At 47.4% G+C, this 18,412-nt stretch carries 19 protein-coding genes; 8 read left to right on the top strand and 11 right to left on the bottom strand.

Annotation, left to right across the window (positions count from 1 at the left end; translation table 11 throughout):
• Positions 1-91: 91 nt before the first annotated feature.
• Together moeA and mobA are read right to left on the bottom strand one after the other, a co-directional pair.
• Positions 92-1,351, bottom strand: coding sequence for a molybdopterin molybdotransferase MoeA (gene moeA / locus DKW60_RS13570; RefSeq protein ID WP_109838200.1), 1,260 nt, complete (start codon positions 1,349-1,351; stop codon positions 92-94).
• The gene (gene mobA / locus DKW60_RS13565; protein ID WP_109838199.1) at positions 1,348-2,478 is read right to left on the bottom strand and encodes a molybdenum cofactor guanylyltransferase MobA; all 1,131 of its coding nucleotides are present in this window, start codon (positions 2,476-2,478) and stop codon (positions 1,348-1,350) included. Before mobA ends, moeA begins: the two co-directional genes overlap by 4 nt.
• Before the next feature lie 161 nt (positions 2,479-2,639).
• On the opposite strand from mobA, the gene DKW60_RS13560 reads away from it, so the two are divergent.
• Together DKW60_RS13560 and ppc are read left to right on the top strand one after the other, a co-directional pair.
• On the top strand, positions 2,640-3,224 hold the full coding sequence (locus tag DKW60_RS13560; RefSeq protein WP_181389701.1) for a chorismate--pyruvate lyase family protein: 585 nt from the start codon (positions 2,640-2,642) through the stop codon (positions 3,222-3,224).
• A 126-nt stretch (positions 3,225-3,350) separates the two neighbouring features.
• Positions 3,351-6,167 (top strand): phosphoenolpyruvate carboxylase, encoded by a 2,817-nt coding sequence (gene ppc, locus DKW60_RS13555; RefSeq protein ID WP_109838197.1) that lies wholly within the window; start codon positions 3,351-3,353, stop codon positions 6,165-6,167.
• Here ppc and DKW60_RS13550 read toward each other — a convergent pair.
• Entirely contained in the window at positions 6,164-7,096 is a 933-nt protein-coding gene (locus DKW60_RS13550) for a LysR substrate-binding domain-containing protein (RefSeq protein WP_109838196.1), read from the bottom strand. The genes ppc and DKW60_RS13550 overlap by 4 nt on opposite strands.
• Before the next feature lie 101 nt (positions 7,097-7,197).
• Between DKW60_RS13550 and DKW60_RS13545 the strand changes: the two genes are divergently transcribed.
• The 3 genes from DKW60_RS13545 to DKW60_RS13535 all read left to right on the top strand — a co-directional run bounded on the left by DKW60_RS13545 (position 7,198) and on the right by DKW60_RS13535 (position 8,822).
• Positions 7,198-7,542, top strand: coding sequence for a TusE/DsrC/DsvC family sulfur relay protein (locus DKW60_RS13545; protein WP_109838195.1), 345 nt, complete (start codon positions 7,198-7,200; stop codon positions 7,540-7,542).
• A gap of 251 nt (positions 7,543-7,793) precedes the next feature.
• Positions 7,794-8,108 (top strand): DUF1244 domain-containing protein, encoded by a 315-nt coding sequence (locus tag DKW60_RS13540; RefSeq protein WP_109838194.1) that lies wholly within the window; start codon positions 7,794-7,796, stop codon positions 8,106-8,108.
• Positions 8,109-8,183: 75 nt separating this feature from the next.
• Positions 8,184-8,822: a trimeric intracellular cation channel family protein gene (locus DKW60_RS13535; protein WP_109838193.1), complete on the top strand. Its 639-nt coding sequence runs from the start codon at positions 8,184-8,186 to the stop codon at positions 8,820-8,822.
• Here DKW60_RS13535 and DKW60_RS13530 read toward each other — a convergent pair.
• From DKW60_RS13530 to DKW60_RS13515, 4 genes are all read right to left on the bottom strand, one after another.
• Complete coding sequence (locus DKW60_RS13530; protein WP_109838192.1) at positions 8,819-9,229, bottom strand: hypothetical protein; 411 nt, start codon at positions 9,227-9,229, stop codon at positions 8,819-8,821. The genes DKW60_RS13535 and DKW60_RS13530 overlap by 4 nt on opposite strands.
• 156 nt (positions 9,230-9,385) lie before the next feature.
• The gene (locus tag DKW60_RS13525; RefSeq protein WP_109838191.1) at positions 9,386-10,261 is read right to left on the bottom strand and encodes a hypothetical protein; all 876 of its coding nucleotides are present in this window, start codon (positions 10,259-10,261) and stop codon (positions 9,386-9,388) included.
• A gap of 45 nt (positions 10,262-10,306) precedes the next feature.
• Positions 10,307-10,648 carry an AI-2E family transporter gene (locus DKW60_RS13520; RefSeq protein WP_219988758.1) on the bottom strand — a complete coding sequence of 114 codons (342 nt, stop codon included), beginning with the start codon at positions 10,646-10,648 and terminating at the stop codon, positions 10,307-10,309.
• A 172-nt stretch (positions 10,649-10,820) separates the two neighbouring features.
• Entirely contained in the window at positions 10,821-11,819 is a 999-nt protein-coding gene (locus tag DKW60_RS13515) for an NADP-dependent oxidoreductase (protein WP_109838189.1), read from the bottom strand.
• Between the two features lie 146 nt (positions 11,820-11,965).
• Here DKW60_RS13515 and DKW60_RS13510 point away from each other — a divergent pair, with 146 nt between their 5' ends.
• Positions 11,966-12,865, top strand: coding sequence for a LysR family transcriptional regulator (locus DKW60_RS13510; RefSeq protein WP_109838188.1), 900 nt, complete (start codon positions 11,966-11,968; stop codon positions 12,863-12,865).
• Between the two features lie 50 nt (positions 12,866-12,915).
• On the opposite strand, the gene DKW60_RS13505 is transcribed toward DKW60_RS13510, so the two are convergent.
• The 3 genes from DKW60_RS13505 to DKW60_RS13495 form a co-directional block, all read right to left on the bottom strand.
• Complete coding sequence (locus DKW60_RS13505; RefSeq protein WP_109838187.1) at positions 12,916-13,806, bottom strand: DMT family transporter; 891 nt, start codon at positions 13,804-13,806, stop codon at positions 12,916-12,918.
• 35 nt (positions 13,807-13,841) lie between these two features.
• Entirely contained in the window at positions 13,842-15,005 is a 1,164-nt protein-coding gene (locus DKW60_RS13500) for a CaiB/BaiF CoA transferase family protein (RefSeq protein WP_109838186.1), read from the bottom strand.
• A gap of 182 nt (positions 15,006-15,187) precedes the next feature.
• Positions 15,188-16,369 (bottom strand): acyl-CoA dehydrogenase, encoded by a 1,182-nt coding sequence (locus tag DKW60_RS13495; protein ID WP_109838185.1) that lies wholly within the window; start codon positions 16,367-16,369, stop codon positions 15,188-15,190.
• A 95-nt stretch (positions 16,370-16,464) separates the two neighbouring features.
• Here DKW60_RS13495 and DKW60_RS13490 point away from each other — a divergent pair, with 95 nt between their 5' ends.
• Positions 16,465-17,349 (top strand): LysR family transcriptional regulator, encoded by an 885-nt coding sequence (locus tag DKW60_RS13490; RefSeq protein ID WP_181389700.1) that lies wholly within the window; start codon positions 16,465-16,467, stop codon positions 17,347-17,349.
• 40 nt (positions 17,350-17,389) lie between these two features.
• Here the strand turns inward: DKW60_RS13490 and DKW60_RS13485 are convergent, their stop codons facing one another.
• On the bottom strand, positions 17,390-17,761 hold the full coding sequence (locus DKW60_RS13485) for a hypothetical protein (RefSeq protein ID WP_146203485.1): 372 nt from the start codon (positions 17,759-17,761) through the stop codon (positions 17,390-17,392).
• A 290-nt stretch (positions 17,762-18,051) separates the two neighbouring features.
• On the opposite strand from DKW60_RS13485, the gene DKW60_RS13475 reads away from it, so the two are divergent.
• The gene (locus tag DKW60_RS13475) at positions 18,052-18,351 is read left to right on the top strand and encodes a helix-turn-helix domain-containing protein (RefSeq protein ID WP_109838181.1); all 300 of its coding nucleotides are present in this window, start codon (positions 18,052-18,054) and stop codon (positions 18,349-18,351) included.
• Positions 18,352-18,412 lie beyond the last annotated feature (61 nt).

Here is an 18,412-nt window from a genome sequence, read left to right as displayed (position 1 = left end):
GGAATTAAACCGATAGTCCTATTATCCATAATTATGTGCTGACTATCTTCAATTAATAACAGTAACCATGAATGGCTAGCTGCCACCTCTCTTAAATGATCGGCTCAAGCTGCACCCAATCTCCAATCTTCACATCAGACTGCTCATCTGACAACACAATAAAGCAATTCGCCAGACTCATTGACCGCAGTATGCCGGAACCCTGCTTTCCTGTGAGCTGAACTTCTAACTCGCCATCCTCGCCCTGAGAATAAATACCCCGTTGGAATTCCATTCTACCGGGACGTTTACGAATGTTATTTTTACAACGTGCTTTAAAACGCAGCGGTGTGATTGAGTCTTGTCCGGACAACTTCTGTAATGCCGGTTTTACAAACTGCAGGAATGTCACCATGACAGCCACCGGATTTCCCGGCAAGCCAAAGAAATGTGCCTTACCCAACTGTCCATAAGTCAGCGGCCTCCCCGGCTTCATGGCAATTTTCCAAAAATTGATATCACCCATTTTACGTAAAGTGGGCTTGATATAATCTGCCTCACCTACTGACACACCACCTGAGGTAATCACCACATCAGCCATAGCTGCAGCAGACTCAAAGGCCTGATGAATCTGCTCCGGCACATCAGGAATCACTCCAAGATCAATCATCTCAACCCCGGAGTGCTTTAACATGCCGTACAAGGTATAACGATTACTATCGTAAATTTGCCCTGCTTCAAGCTGCTCACCGACACTGCGCAGCTCATCACCGGTTGAGAAAAAAGCCACTCGCAAACGTCGTTTCACTGCTAACTCAGCGATGCCAAAAGAGGCCAGAATACCTAAGTCAGCCGCACTGATTTTATGCCCTGCTTCAAATACCGGCTCACCCTTGGCGATATCTTCACCCGCCTGACGGACATTTTGTCCGGTGCGATGACCAGCACCAATTCTAACCGACTCCTCATCGATCACTTCAACCTGCTCCTGCATCACCACGGTATCAGTCCCGGCAGGCATCATCGCCCCTGTCATGATTCTGACACACTCACCCGTACCACATTCACCTTCAAATGCGACACCCGCCATGGCGCGGCCAATCACGCGATAATGTTCAATACTGCCCTCTGGCAAGTTTGCACCAACAACTGCGTAGCCATCCATTGCCGAATTAGTATGCCCTGGCACATCATTAGGCGAGATAACCGGCTGGGCCAATACCTGATCAAGGCAATCGCGCAAGGGTCGCTTTTGCTGCCCTGGCAGAGGAGTGATTTGAGACAATATATGCTGCTGCGCCTCAGTCACACTGAGTGCATCTTCCTCAAACGGACTGGCACAACTCGTGGCTATTTCGATGCGATTACTCATAGCATCTCCTGATACGTCGATACAATAAACTCTGCCATTTCATCAATTTGATTGAGATCGATCCACGGAATAGTTAGCTTATCCGGACACTCTTCACTGGCAAACGCAATGATATTGCTATCTTCCGGATAAAGCAGTGGTTTGTGCAAACCATCGCGATGCAATTCTATTTTGCTAAATGATTCACGCTTAAAACCTTCGACCAACACCAGATCCAGCGAATCAGGATCAAGCAGATCCAGAGCTTCCTGCAGATCAGGTTCTTCTCGCCCATCCTGCAAGTCACGCACCCACGCCACCTGACTGCGTGATACCACTAACATTTGCTCCGCTCCGGCTTTACGCAACTCGTAACTGTCCTTGCCGGGATGATCAATATCTAGAGCATGGTGAGCGTGCTTAATCATACCAACTCGCAGACCACGCTCGCGCAATTTAGGCAGTAAATTCTTGATTAAAGTCGTTTTACCCACACCACTAAATGCTGCAAAACCTATGAGCGGTAAGGCAAAATCAATTGGCTTTTTCAGTGCTGGTTTAGAGCTTTGCTCTGCTTCCAGCTGAAGCTTTTGTTGCTCGGTATTGAGGTTATGAAATACGTCTGGTGTATCGCTAAAGTCTAGGGCCGCCATATTATGTTCGGCGTACCAACGGTCAATCTTACGCTCACCACGAGCCAAAAATGCCATCAAACTAGGGAGTAAGCGATTAGCTATCAAAGCATGCACTGGCTGTAGGCGCTCACCATCACTGGCCACTACGATATCTGCATCTGTTTGCTGCTGTCGCTGCATCATTTTAGACACATACTGCTCGGGAATCTTAGGCGCGTCACATGGCAAGGTCAGCAAAAATTCTGTGTTTAGATTCGTCATAACACTGGCAAAGCCGGCTAATGGCCCCTGGTAATCTGCCATGGTGTCTTCGATTACCGGATAACCATATTGCTGGTAACGCGCTTTATTACGGTTGGCATTGATGACGATATTGGCGGTTTCCGCCCGCAACTGTTCGATAATGAGTTCAATAAGCGGCGTACCAGACACTTCAACCAAGCCTTTATCCTGCCCGCCAAAGCGCCGACCCTGACCACCGGCCAGTATTGCCACGGTTACCTGTTCACTCATATTTCCCTCGCAATCACTTGCAGATTTACAAGTTATCAATTTGACCATATAACGCTACACAAAGCATCTGAGAATATGATTAATTAAAAATGCCGATACGGGATATAATATGCACTGAAGACATTCTCTGTCCGCATTCTCACGAGGTCGCACCCCACACAATGACTGCTGTAAATCAATTATCAACGAATCAGACCGCAAGTGATGAGAGCATCAGCCCTGACCGTAGCTTTTTGAATGATCTGAACCGATTCCAGCGAATCCTGATGGTAACTGACGGAACAGTGACTGAGTTATTAGAGCAATATGCCGCTGAAACCATCAAAGTGCGTAAGCTATTTGAAAAAGTTGAGACCAGCTTTGATGAGTTGATCACGCACCATCAGCAGTATTTAGACCCTTCAAGTTTGCCTGTACTCAAACGCGCCATATTACTGCAAGGACAGACAACGAAAACAAACTGGCTGTATGCTGAGTCTAGTATTCTCCTGGACAACTTACACCCTGGTTTCCGTGCGGATCTGCTGGCTTCACGCGAGCCGATTGGCCGCCTCTGGGAAAAGTATCGCTATGAAACCTTTAAGACGATATTAAACTATCAAAAACGCCCGGCTGGTGAATTAGCAGGGTATTTTGAGCTACCGGAAGACAGTACTATGATAGCCAGAACCTATCGCGTTTACTCCGGTAATAAGCCGATTATGATCATTACTGAGATGTTTCCTGACAGCCTGTTCCAACAATAAAGCCACAGGGGTCAATTTCACATCTGTTGAAACCGTCATAACGTCTTGATGATCCAAAACACAATTGATTACGTTAGAATCAAATGAGCTTTTTCATTAAACATAGCAATGTGGAGGACCGTTACAATGACTGATCCAGACAATAATAATGCTTTAACGAAAGTCTCAATTCTCAAAGAACAAGTCCGTATGGTCGGTGACCTGCTCGGTGAAGTGCTCTGCGAACTCTCAGGCAACACACTCTTTGATACCGTTGAACACCTCCGAAAAAGCTATATACAACTGAGTCGTAAAGACAACGACCAACAACGCGCAGAGTTGATGCAGTACATCGAATCACTGGATATCGATTTACTGGAACAAGTCATTCGCGCGTTCAATATTTTCTATATGTTGTCGAACATCGTCGAAGAAGATTTCCTACACCGCCAACGTCGTAAACTGTATCGCACCGGCTCCAGATCACTGTGGAAAGGCTCCTTCCTAGGCGCCGTTCAGGATATGAAAGACGAAGGCTTAAGTGCCGGGGAAGTACAAACCGTACTTAATCAAATGCAGTACATCCCTGTATTTACCGCACACCCAACCGAAGCACGCCGTCGTACCATGATGGTGCTACAACGCAGCATCTTCGTGATTCTGGATCAGATGCAAAATGACTATCTGATTGAAGAAGAACGGGAATCCATCAAGCGCCACTTAAAAGCACAGATTCAACTGTTATGGCGAACCAATGATGTACGTGTCGACAAGCCAACGGTTGAAGACGAAATTCGCTACGGACTGTTCTACTTTGACACCAGTATTTTTGAAGCGATTCCACAGATGTATCGTTTCTTTGAGCGTGCGGTACGCAAAGTCTATGGGCCCGGTGAAATTACCGTTCCGCAAGTCCTGCGCTTCGGCTCCTGGATTGGTGGTGATCGCGATGGTAACCCCTTTGTAACCGCTGATTTGACGAGTAAAGCCATTCGTTTACACATGAACTGTGTATTGACCGAATACGTCAAACGCACCCGCGCATTGCGCAATATTTTATCGCATGATTTGGCCTTCATCACCCCGAGCAAAGCCTTCTCTGATTCACTCGCCAGAGACGTTCAAAGCCTGTCTGCCGAAGTGTTTAAGGATAACCCAAACTTCCTGCGCAACGAACCGTACCGCCGTAAACTACAAGTGATGGCCTACCGCCTGAAGCAGAACCTATTGCAAGTGAATGCACGTTTTGAGAGCGATCACACGCCTCAGTTTAAAGGTGCTTATGCTGGTTTTGATGACTACCTGAATGATCTGTACCTGATTCGTGACTCACTGCACAGTCATGATGATCACGCCACCGCAGCCAGAGAACTAAAAGATCTGATTCGCATTGCCGAGACCTGTAAATTTAGTCTGTTTGATCTGGATATCCGCCAGGAATCCACCGAACACACCAATGCCGTCACCGAAGTCCTTCAGCAATTCCGTCCTGATATCGCCTATGCAGACATGGATGAAGACACACGGATAACACTATTGGCAGAGTTGATCGAAACACGCGCCATGCCGCGGCCAAATCCGGAGTCACTCAGCGAGCAAACCATTGAAGTGCTGAAAGTATTCGACACCATGGTAGCGATGCGCAAAGAGACTGGCGACACCATCTTTGGTACTTATGTCATCTCCATGACACACAGCGCCAGCCATATTTTAGAAGTCATGTTCTTAGCGCGCTTGTCTGGTTTGGCGGGTAAAGATAAGAATGGCAATTACTACGCAAACATTCAGATCTCACCACTGTTTGAAACCATCGAAGACTTGCAACACATCGCTATCGTACTGGATAAACTGCTGGCTAACCCTACTTACAAAGCCTTGCTGGAAGCCTCCGGTAACCTACAGGAAGTGATGCTTGGTTATTCTGATTCCTGTAAAGATGGCGGCATTCTGGCCTCGCAATGGAGCTTGTATAACGCGCAGAAACAAGTCATTGCTCTGACGGAAAAGTATGGTGTGAACTGTCGTCTGTTCCACGGCCGTGGTGGTACGGTTGGTCGCGGAGGTGGCCCGACTCATGAAGCCATTGTGTCGCAACCACCTGACACGGTGAAAGGGCAGATTAAATTCACCGAGCAAGGTGAAGTCATCTCTAATAAATACAGCAATGTTGAAACCGCGGTCTATGAACTGGGTGTTGGTATGACCGGCCTGTTAAAAAGCAGCAAATGTCTGGTCAGAAAACATGGTGCTTATGCAGATAACTATCTGGATACCATGGCGCAGCTGGCTATCGATGGGGAAAGCAGTTATCGCGTGCTGACGGATGATACGGCAGGCTTTCAGGACTACTTCTATGAAAACACGCCGGTACAGGAAATTGGTTTCCTCAATATTGGTTCACGTCCGTCACATCGTAAATCTGCAGTGCGTTCCAAGTCGTCTATCCGTGCGATTCCGTGGGTATTTGGTTGGGCACAAGCACGTCATACCCTGCCCGGTTGGTATGGTATCGGAACGGCATTAGCCACTTACCGTGAGCAACATGAAAACGGTGAAGCGATGCTAAAAGAGATGTATCAGGAATGGCCATTCTTCCGCGCGCTATTTAGTAATGTGCAAATGGCATTAAGTAAAGCGCGTATGGACACAGCGCACGATTATTCAAAGTTATGGGATGATCAGGAGCAATCGCAGGCTGTCTTCAAAATGATCAAAGACGAGTATGACCTGACCTTATCAGAAGTGCTGCGGATGTGTGAGCAACAACGTCTTATGGAAAATACGCCGCTACAGAGCTATTCGCTGGAGCGTCGTGAGCCATATCTTGACCCACTCAATCATATCCAATTAGCGCTGATGAAAAAGCACCGTCCATTACAGGATGCAGGACAACCATCGCCTTATCTGAGTGGATTACTGCTAACAATCAATGCAATCGCTGCCGGCATGCGCAATACCGGTTAGTGTGACTCAACCGCTTCCAGACCGTGCCAGCGTCCTTGCTGTCGCACGGTCTGTTGAAACAGGTCGATAAAATATTGCTGATGACGTCGGATATATTTATCTTTTTGATAAGCGATTCGCGTGGTTTCCCAAGGAAACAAGGCACTTAAATCACGCTCCACCAAATCTTCATCCTGTTCATTCACATACGCTAAGCTGGCGATAATGCCCACGCCCAGCCCTTCACGCACATACGTTTTGATGATGTCGGTATCCGCTGCACTAAGCACCACTTTTGGCTTTAGTCCTTCCTTAGTAAACGTCTCGGTGAATACACTACGCCCTGTAAACCCGTATACGTAAGTGACGATTGGGTAATGGGTTAATAATTCCAAATCAATCTCATCATGCTGCAGAATCGGATTATCTGCCAGTGCAATCAAACCCCGGTTCCAGCGATAACAAGGAATGGTCAGCAGGTCTGCATGAGTCGCTAAGGCCTCGGTACAAATTGAGAAATCCACATCATCATGAATGGCTTTTTCCACCAATTGCTCCGGTGTGCCCTGATGAACCTGTAATTCGATATCCGGATAGTGCGCGCGAAACTGTTTGATTACTGACGGCAAGATATAACGGGCCTGGGTGTGCGTCGCACCAATCCGCAACATGCCTTCGCCCTGCTTTAACTGTTCGCGGCTAATTTCACGGATATTCTCAACATTGGCTAAGGTGCGATAAGCATAGTCTAAGATTTCCTGACCAATATCTGTCAGACCAATCAGGCGTTTTCCATGACGTACAAATATCTGCGTATTTAACTCAGACTCCAGTTTACTAATCTGCTGCGAGACCGCCGACTGCACCAGATTCATACGGTTAGCCGCCTGACTCACGTTATAGCCATTTTCAACTAACGCGATAAGCGATTTTAATTGCCTCAGCTCCATATCATTTTCAGTAATACCTATTCAATTTCTATCATTTTACTTGATGAATAGAATCGTTAGTATATCCACTAACAGATAGAAACCGACTCAAGGAACACACCATGTACGTCAATCATTCATACACTAACGCCGTTGCAAACGCTCCTTTCGCACATTTTGATGAGGACGGCTTTTTAATGAACCCTGACCTGTGGACTCGTGAGATGGCAACCCAAGTTGCTGAGCAGGCTGAGCTGGGATCACTCAGTCAGGCACACTGGAATATTATTCGCTTTGTCCGTGATAAGTATCTCGGTCTAGGCGCGATTCCTCCGATGCGTCGTATCTGTCGTGAATTTGGCTACGAGCGTGACGCGGTGAAAGGTTTATTCGGTGGCTGTAAACAACTATGGAAGGTCGCTGGTTTACCTAACCCAGGCGAGGAAGCTAAAGCCTATATGGATTAATCTACCCCCGTTTTACAGTCGATTGTCATAGCCCTCCAGAAATTGTTCCGGATGCTCCTATGCAAAAAGAACACGTATGACAATCTTCTTCTGAGAGCTTTCTAAAGCTCTCTTTTTTTATCCCTGCAATATGGCATACTGCACCGACTTACCAAGCGACCTATCAGCTACCCTTGTTTGCTGCTTTTTATCAAGTTGTGATCAACAGGCGATAGCGCTTACTCCAGCATGTAAACTCTGAGGGAATAATCATGGATAACGATACTAAAATTAAAGCAGAAGCCGCGGCCTTTCGTGGACTAGTCGCTCACCTGCAGGAACGTAAAGACGTACAAAATATTGACCTGATGAATCTATCTGGCTTTTGTCGCAACTGCATGGCCAAGTGGTACATGGCTGCGGCCAATGAACTAGGCGAAGAAATGGATTATGATGCTGCACGCGAAGCAATCTATGGTATGCCTTACTCCGAGTGGAAAGATAACCACCAAGGCAAAGCCACTGAAGAGCAGATCAAAACCTTTGAAGAGACTAAGCCACTTCACGCAAAAATCAGCGGTCACTAACGCTTGTTAAGTCCCATAAAATTGCTCAGGCTCGACAGCTTGGGCAATATTACTGTTGTCGTGGAGTAAGCCTCCATGTCATTCGAACTGTTATTCCAAAGCCTGACGATATTTGCCACCATCACCCTAGCCATCAGTGGCGTGCTACAGGCTGCGCGTAGTGAAATGGATTTCTTTGGTGCGCTGGTACTTGCCTGCGTCTGTGCCTTGGGCGGCGGGAGTTTGCGCGACTTGTTAATTGGCGCAACCCCGGTATTCTGGACCAAAGATCTAAGCTACCTCGCGGCAATCCTACCAACGACATTGATAATGATAATAGCCGTTCATTACATCCCACCAGGTAAAGGAATTCGCTTGAAAATACTCGATATCGCCGATGCCATTGGTCTGGCTTTGTTTGCCATTCTGGGAGCAGCAAAGACGCTCCAACTGGGATTTGATGAACCTGTTGCCGTGGTTATGGGTGCAATCACAGGCATTGCGGGCGGCATGATTCGCGATATTCTCAGCCAAACGGTGCCCATTGTGATGCGTGGAGAAGTGTATGCCAGTGCTGCGATCATTGGCATTATTAGCTATACATTGATTCGCATGGTCACAACAGAAACAGTGGCAATCCTGATTGGCATGGCCATCATCATAGTGATTCGTCTGGTCGCATTAGAATGGGGATTAAACCTCCCCAAACTTAAGCCACCCTCTGACAAGTACTAATCAATACACAACATGCCATCAGCCTTGCCATCGATAACGCGCATATTACAACCGAAGATATCGGTCGAACTATTGCACTGACCAACTGTCGCAGTCCCTGCCTCAACGCCCGGCTTACTGACCAAACAGGACACCTCACATTGACTTGAGTCGGTACATGCTTTTCCGGCATCACTCGTTGGTAACACACAAGAAAGTTGCTGAATCCTCCCCATGCGTCGCCACTCACCACCTTTAGCGATACAAGCAGGCTCTGTTTTTAAGGATCTCGCCAACTCACCTAATGAAACAGCGGGCTTAACAGGCTCTTTCGGCTTATCCATCTTTGTCGTGGAAGACCCACCACAGGCTGATAGCAACACAACGGCACTCAGTAGCAGCACACTTTTCGATAATATCTTTAGCATTCTGATCTCCTTAAATTCAGACACTGGCATCTCGCAAGCTCACCTGATTATCATGCTGTAAATCTGCCAGTCAGTACATGATGATAGTCAATTGATTCTCAATCTATTGCTGAAATTTAGGAGCAAATTAAGTGCGGATTTTGCGCTGATCAGGTGCTAAATAATTGGCTTTAACTGCGTCTCAATACTCTGTGCAGTCGCCGGAGAATCTGCAAAAATTATTCCCACGCGATCCGCCATCATTCCGTCGCGATACAAACGCGCCCCTGCTGTCTCGACTATCTCCTCAGCATTTTCAGGCAAAGACCAATCACCAAACATCGAATATAAACAACCCTGCTCTATTGCCGCCAAACCGGTCCACTTTTGATGATCCACTAAGTCGCACCAAGCTTGCATAAAGCCATCGGGGTAATAATCAAAGAAAGCATTCGAGCCGCGAAGATGCACTTCGATAAGATACTCCCCGATCATTTCGACATTGCAAAGTCCTGTGTAGCCAGCTAATTCACGCCGAATAAACCGTGCAATAGCCGGTTCCGACTCGCTACAATCCGCGCCAATCAGCCAATAGATTGGACGGTTATTATCTTTCTGATCTGCTGCTTTGGTGTGGCCGTACCACATCGGCTCGCCATCCAGAATCAATACATCCGTGCTGGTTTGCTGCCCGCTTAAAAACTCACACCAAAAGCTACCGGCTGCACAGTTGTCTTGGCTATTTTGCAATTGATTGATACAGGCTTCAGAGATTTTCTCAGCAGTGGTCGCAACGCTATTTAATGACATACCGCCGAGATTGGTGATCGGTTTCACAAAGCACTGCTGCTCAGGCAGTAAGCCCATAAGAACCGGACTGACACCACTCGGTGCTGCACTCAAACCCTGCGATAAAGCGACATGAAGCTTGTTATAAATGTGGCGATGATTCTGGTTTAGCCGCCAGGCATGCACGTCATTCACGCCGACATCCGCCACGGGTGATGGTTTAAATAAGTACCGCCGTTCTGCTCTGACTCCATGAAAAGGCATGAGAAATCCTAAAGTCTATTTATGCTGATTGAATACGAATATGTCTTACACCGCGCCCTTGCCTGAGAGTAACACCGCAATCGGACGACTCCCCGGAAATTGTGCGCAGATAATCATGATAACCACCGTGATAGGTACGGACAGGATCATTCCGGTAATTCCCCAGATACCGCCCCAAATCGCCAACGCTAACATGATCGTTAATCCACTCAAATTTAGGCTAGAACCCATTAATCGTGGCTCCAGAATATTGCCGATTGAAAACTGAGCACTACCCAACACTAACACCACAACAAAAAACTGCCATGAGCTATCGAACTGTACTAAGGATAGAACGGCAGGGAAAATAACACCCAGCAGTGAACCGATGGTGGGAATATAATTCAACAGAAAATAGCCAACCTACTAAGATAATCGCCATTAATATAATCACGACGTTTAAGGCTTTGATATTGAGCTTACTCTGTTGTTGCATTGTTGACTCTGCTTATTGGAGAAGACGCCTCAAGCATAGCGTAAATCGCTCATTGGCATCCATCCCCACACGCGGAGTCAGTGCTTATAGCTTTACGAGCAACTTACCCTTGTTTTCCCCGGTGAAGAACAAGTTCAAACCTGTCATAGCGCTTTCTAATCCCTCCAGTACGTGTGCACGGTACTTAATTTTTCCAGCCTGCACATGTGGCGTTAGAATTTCTAGTAGCTGCGGCGCTTCGTGCAAATGATCCGGCATAGTAAAGCCCTGAATCGTGATGCGCTTCACCAATAAGTTGATCCAGCTTGGCCCCGGAGCTGGCGTTTCTGCCAAATAATCCGCAATCATTCCACAAACGGCAACACGACCATGTGCGTTCATGCGTTCAAACACCAGGTGCTGAATCGGGCCGCCGGTGTTTTCAAAATACACATCAATACCATCAGGCGTCAGCTCAGCCAGCTTCTCTTTCATACCGTCAGCTTTGTAATCAATCGCACCGTCAAAACCTAGCTCATTGACAATCCAATCACACTTTTCTTGTCCACCGGCTACACCGATCACGCGTAAACCTTCCGCTTTTGCCAGCTGCCCCACCATCGAGCCAACAGAACCTGCTGCGCCGGTAACGACCAACGTTTCACCGGCCTTTGGCTTACCGATACGGTATAAACCTTGAGTTGCAGTCAGTCCCGGCAGTGCAAAAATAGATAGCACCATTTCCGCTGGCAGGCTGGCATCGACAGTGCTGACGCCTTGCCCGTTGCTAATAGCATATTCCGTCCAACCAAACATACCCGTGACGCGGTCGCCAACCTTAAAGTCAGGATGCTGTGATTCCATTACTTCGCCATAACCGAATGAACGCATCACCTCGCCCAGCTCGACACGTGGGATATAGCTATCCGTGTCCGGACTCATCCAGCCCAGCATTGCAGGGTCTAGTGACATATGAGTTTGCTTAACCAAAAACTCTCCGGCAGCTGGTGTCGGCAACTCGCGCTGCTCCACATTAAACAAATTCGGGCCGATACCTTCTGCTGAAGGACGGTCAGCCAGTGTAATTGCTGTGTATGTACTCATTGCTCATTCCTTTGTTCTTGTTTGTTCAAATTGCGTTTTTACCTTCAAAACGCGGTATGGGAGTATTTTTAGCTAAGTAATCGTTATGAAAAACACTTGGAACTGTTAAACTTTATTGTCTTAATGGCAATAATAAGAACACACACATGGATCAACTTAGAGCGATTAATTACTTCATTGCAGTCGCTGAAATCAGCAGCTTTACCGAGGCTGCTAAACAATTTGGCGTGCCAGCCTCCTCATTATCAAGACGCATTGTAGACCTTGAAAAGAGTCTGGAAGCGACCTTACTGCTTCGCACTACCCGAGTGGTCAAGCTCACTGAAGTTGGGCGGGATTACTATCATCAGGTCAAACAACTGGTCGAGCAATTAGAAGCCACCAATCGCTCAGTCAAAACTTACCACAGCGAACCCGTGGGGAAATTACGCATCAGCACCACGGTTGGCTTTGGTGAAGGTGTTGTACTGCCATTGCTTGAGGAATTTTCTCAGCAATACCCCAAGGTCATTCTGGATGTGAGCTTGAGTGATGAATTAGCGATGTTTAACCGCGATGATGTTGATATCGCTATCCGCAGCGGCTATGCGCCGAATGAACGGGTTGTTGCGGTGAAGTTAATGGATAATAACTTTTATCCGGTAGCCTCCGAAGGTTATCTAGCGCACGCTGGCACACCAATACATGCCAGTGAACTCAAGCAACATGCTGGCCTGTATTACCGCACACCGGATGGCCCGACACCTTGGCTGAGCTACTATGACAAGCAATGGCATGATGTGAGTGGGCCTGCCGCAGTCATTAGTAATAGCGGCCAATGGCTGATTAATAAGGCCATTAATGGTGAAGGTATTTTGATGCTGCCAAGGTGGTCAGTCAGGCAATCTGTCGAAGCAAAGCAACTTGTTGAAATACCACTGAAACAAGCTGTGAATGTCGTGCAGCAGATGGATCTGGGGGTGTTTCTTATCTACCAAAAACAACGCTATGCAGTGCCTAAAGTTAAAATGGCGGTGGATTTTTTGATTGAGCGAATCAAGCAGTAACACCACAATGAGAATCGGAAGTAGCGTTAATCACCGTCCTTGCCCCGCCTTTAATAAGTAGCGTCCGCCTGTTTCGTTTTTTGCCTGCCTTCTTCCCAGATATTCCAGAAGTTGGCGGCAAACACAGTCACTGCGCCGACTATCACCCACATATTAATCGCCTCGTCATAGAAAATAGCGCCGATCATGGCGATTACCGGCAGGCGTAGAAAATCCATCGGTGACACGATAACAGCAGGTGCGATTTTGAGCGCAGAGGTAATGCAGTAATGCGCCAGTAAACCGGCACACCCCACCAACACAACAAATGGCAATGCCGACAAACTCGGAACAGCAATATCACCATCATACGCTGCGCAGATGAAGCCCAAAACCAACTGAATCAACGTCAGCCAGAACATAATGCTGGTGATGCTTTCGGTGCGGGATAATAGTTTGGTGGTGATATAAGCACCTGCAAAACCGATGGCGCATAACGCTGCAGCAATCACACCCGGCCCGATCGTAATAGTGCCGGGTTGGGCGACAATCAGAATGCCCGTAAAGCCAAGCAAGGCCGCCATGAGCCTGACTTTGGTTAGCTTTTCCGCTAGAAATAAGGGCGCTAAGAGAGCAACCCACAACGGCGTGCTGAATTCAAACGCAAATAACTGTGCAAACGGAATAATGGCAACGGCATAGAACCATAGGTTTTGGCCAACAAAATGACTGGCGTTGCGAATGAAGTGAAGACCGAGACGCTGTCGGTTTATCTGCGATAAAGTACCTGCCACAGAACCAACCGTTAGCACGATGGCTAAACCGATCAGTGAGCGGTACATCATGATTTCGAAGGTATCCAACTCGCTGGCCATCTCCCTTCCGGCGACTGCCATTGAAGTAAAGGAGGCGACTGCGCCTAGCATCCATAAGGCTGCTTTAGTTGGGTTACCGAGGTTCATTAGGTGGTTCCACTGAGATGACTAGAGTCGTCAGATTAACACCTCAAAACCGGCGGCGCACCAACCTCGGCCTTGCCTTCCCCCACAAAGCGAATAGGACTAGCCGCCAACTTAATCTCACCACCTACGGGATGCTCAACTGTTTGCACCATATCCCGTGCTAAAATCTGCGGGTCATTAAATACCTGATCCACCGTATTAATTGGCCCGCACGGCACATTCACCGCTTCGAACGTCTCAAGCCACTGAGCAGTAGTTCGACTCAGTAACTCGGTTTGAAGTAGTGGGCAAAGCACTTCCCTATTCTTCACTCGTGAGGCATTCGTTCGATAGTCGGGATTCTCGGCCAATTCAGGCTTACCCAAAACACCACACAAATTCGCAAACTGACCATCATTACCCACCGCAATAATCAAATGCCCATCAGCACTCTCAAAATTCTGGTACGGCACGATATTTGGATGCGCATTCCCCATACGTCCCGGCACTACACCGCCAATCAGATAATTACTCGCCTGATTTGCCAGAATCGCGGCGGAGCAATCAAACAAAGCCATGTCAACATGCTTACCTAATCCAGTGCGTTGGCGCTCATGCAACGCCGCCTGAATACCAATCACTGAATACAATCCGGTAAAAATGTCCGTCACCGCCACGCCCACTTTCGTCGGCTGGCCACCTACACTATCCGGCTCGCCTGTGATACTCATCAAACCACCCATGGCCTGAATCATAAAGTCATAACCGGCACGTTGCGCATAGGGGCCAGTCTGTCCGAAACCGGTAATCGAGCAATACACCAGCGCAGGATTCACCGCCTTTAACGACTCATAATCCAGCCCGTATTTTGCCAAGCCACCGACTTTGTAATTCTCAATCAACACATCAGCCGAGGCAATTAACTCACGAATCTGCGCTTGTCCTTCCGCTTCAGTGATATCGATGCACACGGACTGTTTACCGCGATTAGCACTAAAGAAATAAGCCGCATCCCTCGTGTCATTACCATCACGATCTTTTAGGTACGGAGGCCCCCAATGGCGCGTATCATCACCAACTTTTGGACGCTCGATTTTAATCACATCCGCGCCTAAATCAGCCAATACCTGACCCGCCCACGGCCCAGCTAGGATACGACTCATATCAATGACCTTCAACCCTGAAAGCGGCGCCATTGCTTGATTATTTACATCCGACATTTAAATTCCCACCTTCCAAAATACACTGATTGAGCCTTCCAGGAACGAGACTGGGTTAGCCTCACCTCTCAAAACACAATTGATTAAGCTTGGCATAGAGCGTTACGGTACTAACGTTGTGTAGACCTTCCGAGCCTGCGAGGGTCGAAGCAACGTTAATACCGGAACGCGACCCAACTAAATCAAAAGAACGCCTGAATGCCGGTTTGTGCGCGACCCAAAATCAGCGCATGGATATCCGCAGTCCCTTCATAGGTATTCACCACTTCCAGATTCAGCATATGGCGCATCACCGGATACTCATCGGAAATACCATTTCCACCGTGCATATCACGCGCAGTACGAGCGATATCCAAAGCTTTAGTACAGTTATTACGCTTCATCATCGAGATCAACTCTGGTGCTAAACGCCCCTGATCTTTCAACTGTGTAGCGCGTAAAACACCCTGCAATCCAATACTGATATCCGTCTGCATCTGCGCCAGTTTAAACTGAATCAATTGATTCGCCGCCAGAGGCCGACCAAACTGCGTGCGACCCATCGTGTATTCACGTGCCGCCAACCAGCAATCTTCCGCCGCACCTAATGCGCCCCAAGCAATCCCAAGACGTGCACTATTCAGGCAACCAAACGGGCCTTTCAAACCTTCAACATTTGGCAATAAATTCTCTTCAGGTACAAACACATCCTGCATCACGATTTCACCGGTAACCGATGCACGCAATGCCAGCTTGCCTTCGATTTTTGGCGCGCTTAAACCTTCCATGCCTTTTTCTAAAATAAAGCCACGAATCACACCGTCTTCAGTTTTAGCCCACACCACAAACACGTCAGCAATGGGTGAATTGGTAATCCACATTTTCGCACCGTTTAGGATATAACCGCCATCAGTAGCTTTGGCGCGAGACTTCATTCCACCGGGATCAGAGCCGTGATCTGGCTCCGTCAAACCAAAACAACCGACCCACTCACCTGTCGCCAGCTTTGGCAGGTATTTTTCACGCTGCGCTTCACTGCCGTAAGTGTAAATTGGGTACATCACCAGACTTGATTGCACACTCATCATCGAGCGGTAACCAGAGTCCACACGTTCCACTTCACGTGCAATCAAACCGTAGGAGACAGAGCTAACACCCGAACAACCGTAGCCTTCAATCATTGGGCCAAGTAGTCCTAACTCACCCATCTCATTGAAGATTTCACGATCTGTGGTCTCGCTGCGGAATGATTCACGAACACGCGGCGCAAGCTTTTCCTGAGCATAAGCGTTGGCGGTATCCATCACCATCACCTCTTCTTCGCTCAGCTGGTCGCGTAATAAAAAAGGATCCTGCCAGTCAAATTTACCCCAGTCGCTGCTCATGTCATGCCTGCCTGTATTCATTTAAAGATGGGCTAACTGTACGCCATCCTTTACTATATTTAAAATATATACTTTATATGGTTTTGGTATGTTTTATGGATAAGAGAAAATTGGAAATATTTCATACCGTGGCCCTGCTCGGCAGTTTTAGTCAGGCAGCGGAGCAACTGCATATCGCACAATCCGCTGTGAGTGTGGCAGTGCGTAAGCTGGAAGATGAGCTGGGCTTGCTACTGATTGACCGACGCGAACGGCAGATCCGACTCACTGTAGAAGGTGAACGTTTATACAAGCATGCCGCGACAATTCTGCGGCAGTTTCAGGAAGCGCAGCAGGACATGGCCGCGCTGAATAACCTCAGCGCCGGATTAGTCAGCTTTAGCACGACCGCGATGATGGGCAGCTACTTCTTCCCACCGCTGATTCGGCAGTTTAAACAGCAATACCCTGATATTGATTTTCGGATTATTACCGAAGGTACTGAGCGTGTTTTAGAGCGGATTGATAACGGTGATATCGATATGGGCGTGGTGAACACGCAGGGGCTAACTGATCAACAGGATTCACTGAAGCTATGTGATCAAGCAATTGTGGTGTGTGTTGCTGAAGATAACCCCTTAGCCTCACGACAGTCGATTTCAGAGGATGAATATTGCCAACAGCGATTGGTTTTATATCGGCAAAATTACTACCTGCGTCAACTGAGCATGAAGCTTCATGAGACACATCAGCACACACCAGATATTGCCGTGGAAACTGATCTGTTGGGGATGATCATTCAGCTGGTTCGAGCTGGTGAAGGCGTGACACTAGCCCTGCAAGTAGCGGTGGATGCGGAACCGGGCGTGGTGGGGGTTCCGTTTGATACGCCACAACAATTATCACTGAGTTTGGCGTGGTCAAAGAAGCGGCAGTTATCGGTGGCGAATCAAGAGTTTGTGTCATTCTTGAAGCAAAAAAGCCCACCGGACGAATCCTAAGTGGGCTGATGGGTTGAAATCGTTGTTAACGCTGTCTGCATTAATTCACCACAACCGTCACATTGTCATTGGTATTGCAGACAAACTTGCTGCCATACGCCCAGCTGTTGTTGCCGGTGCGGAAGTTGTAGTAGTAAACCGCAACCATAGTTTCATCATTTTTCACATACTGCAGGTTCTTGGTGTACGTCTTTTGATAGTTGTTTGAGATCTTATTCGACACGTTAAAGTTACTGCGCCATTTAGACTTGTCGTAATCATAGTGTTTGATCTTCTTCACGCGAATCTCGCTGCCAGTCTTGTTTTGCACCGTGATATCAATGTTCTTACATTTATCACTGGCCATGGCTGCCATAGGCATTAAAAGTGAACCAGTGATGGCGATCATTGCTAATTTAGTGACCGTATTCATAATTATATCCCTCAACTTTAAGTCATTTAACATTATTAATTTGATTAAAAGCTACTTTGTTGTTCTCTTATCTCTAAAAGCGCAAGGGGTTTTGAAAAAGGTTCATTTTTTATTAAGGAAAATAAAAATTTTATGGAACTTACGGGCTAAGGAGTTCGTAGAACGCAGCTTGCTTAGCCGTGGAGAACGGTTTTAATGCAGAATATATCTTCGCTGTAGGGCATAAAGTCACAAAAGTTAACTGATAATATATTAGTTTTTAACGGCTGAAATAAACTATAATCAACAATATGTTATCAGTTAATATTTACACGCCCCACGAAGTTGAACAGCGCATTGCGCAAAATGCCAAGCAATTAAGGCTTTCTCAAAACATGAGTCGCAAATCACTGGCGGAGCACTCTGGCGTGAGTCTGGGTTCTATCCAACGCTTTGAGCAGCATGGCAAAATCTCTTTGGAACACCTATTAAAGATTGCGCAAGTACTATCATCATTACCGCAGTTTCACGAGTTGATGGCATTGCCGGAGCCGAGGTCAATTCGGGAGTTGGAGGCGCGAGAACGAATACCCAAGCGTGGGCGTTTATAAACGGAAACAATTCCCTCTTGGCCGATTTTCTGCTATTAATTCAGCTGCCTTTTTGTACAGA

It is taken from the genome of Leucothrix pacifica (assembly GCF_003172875.1).
GTDB classification, from domain to species: Bacteria; Pseudomonadota; Gammaproteobacteria; order Thiotrichales; family Thiotrichaceae; genus Leucothrix; species Leucothrix pacifica.
This window is presented reverse-complemented; position numbering and strand designations above follow the sequence as displayed.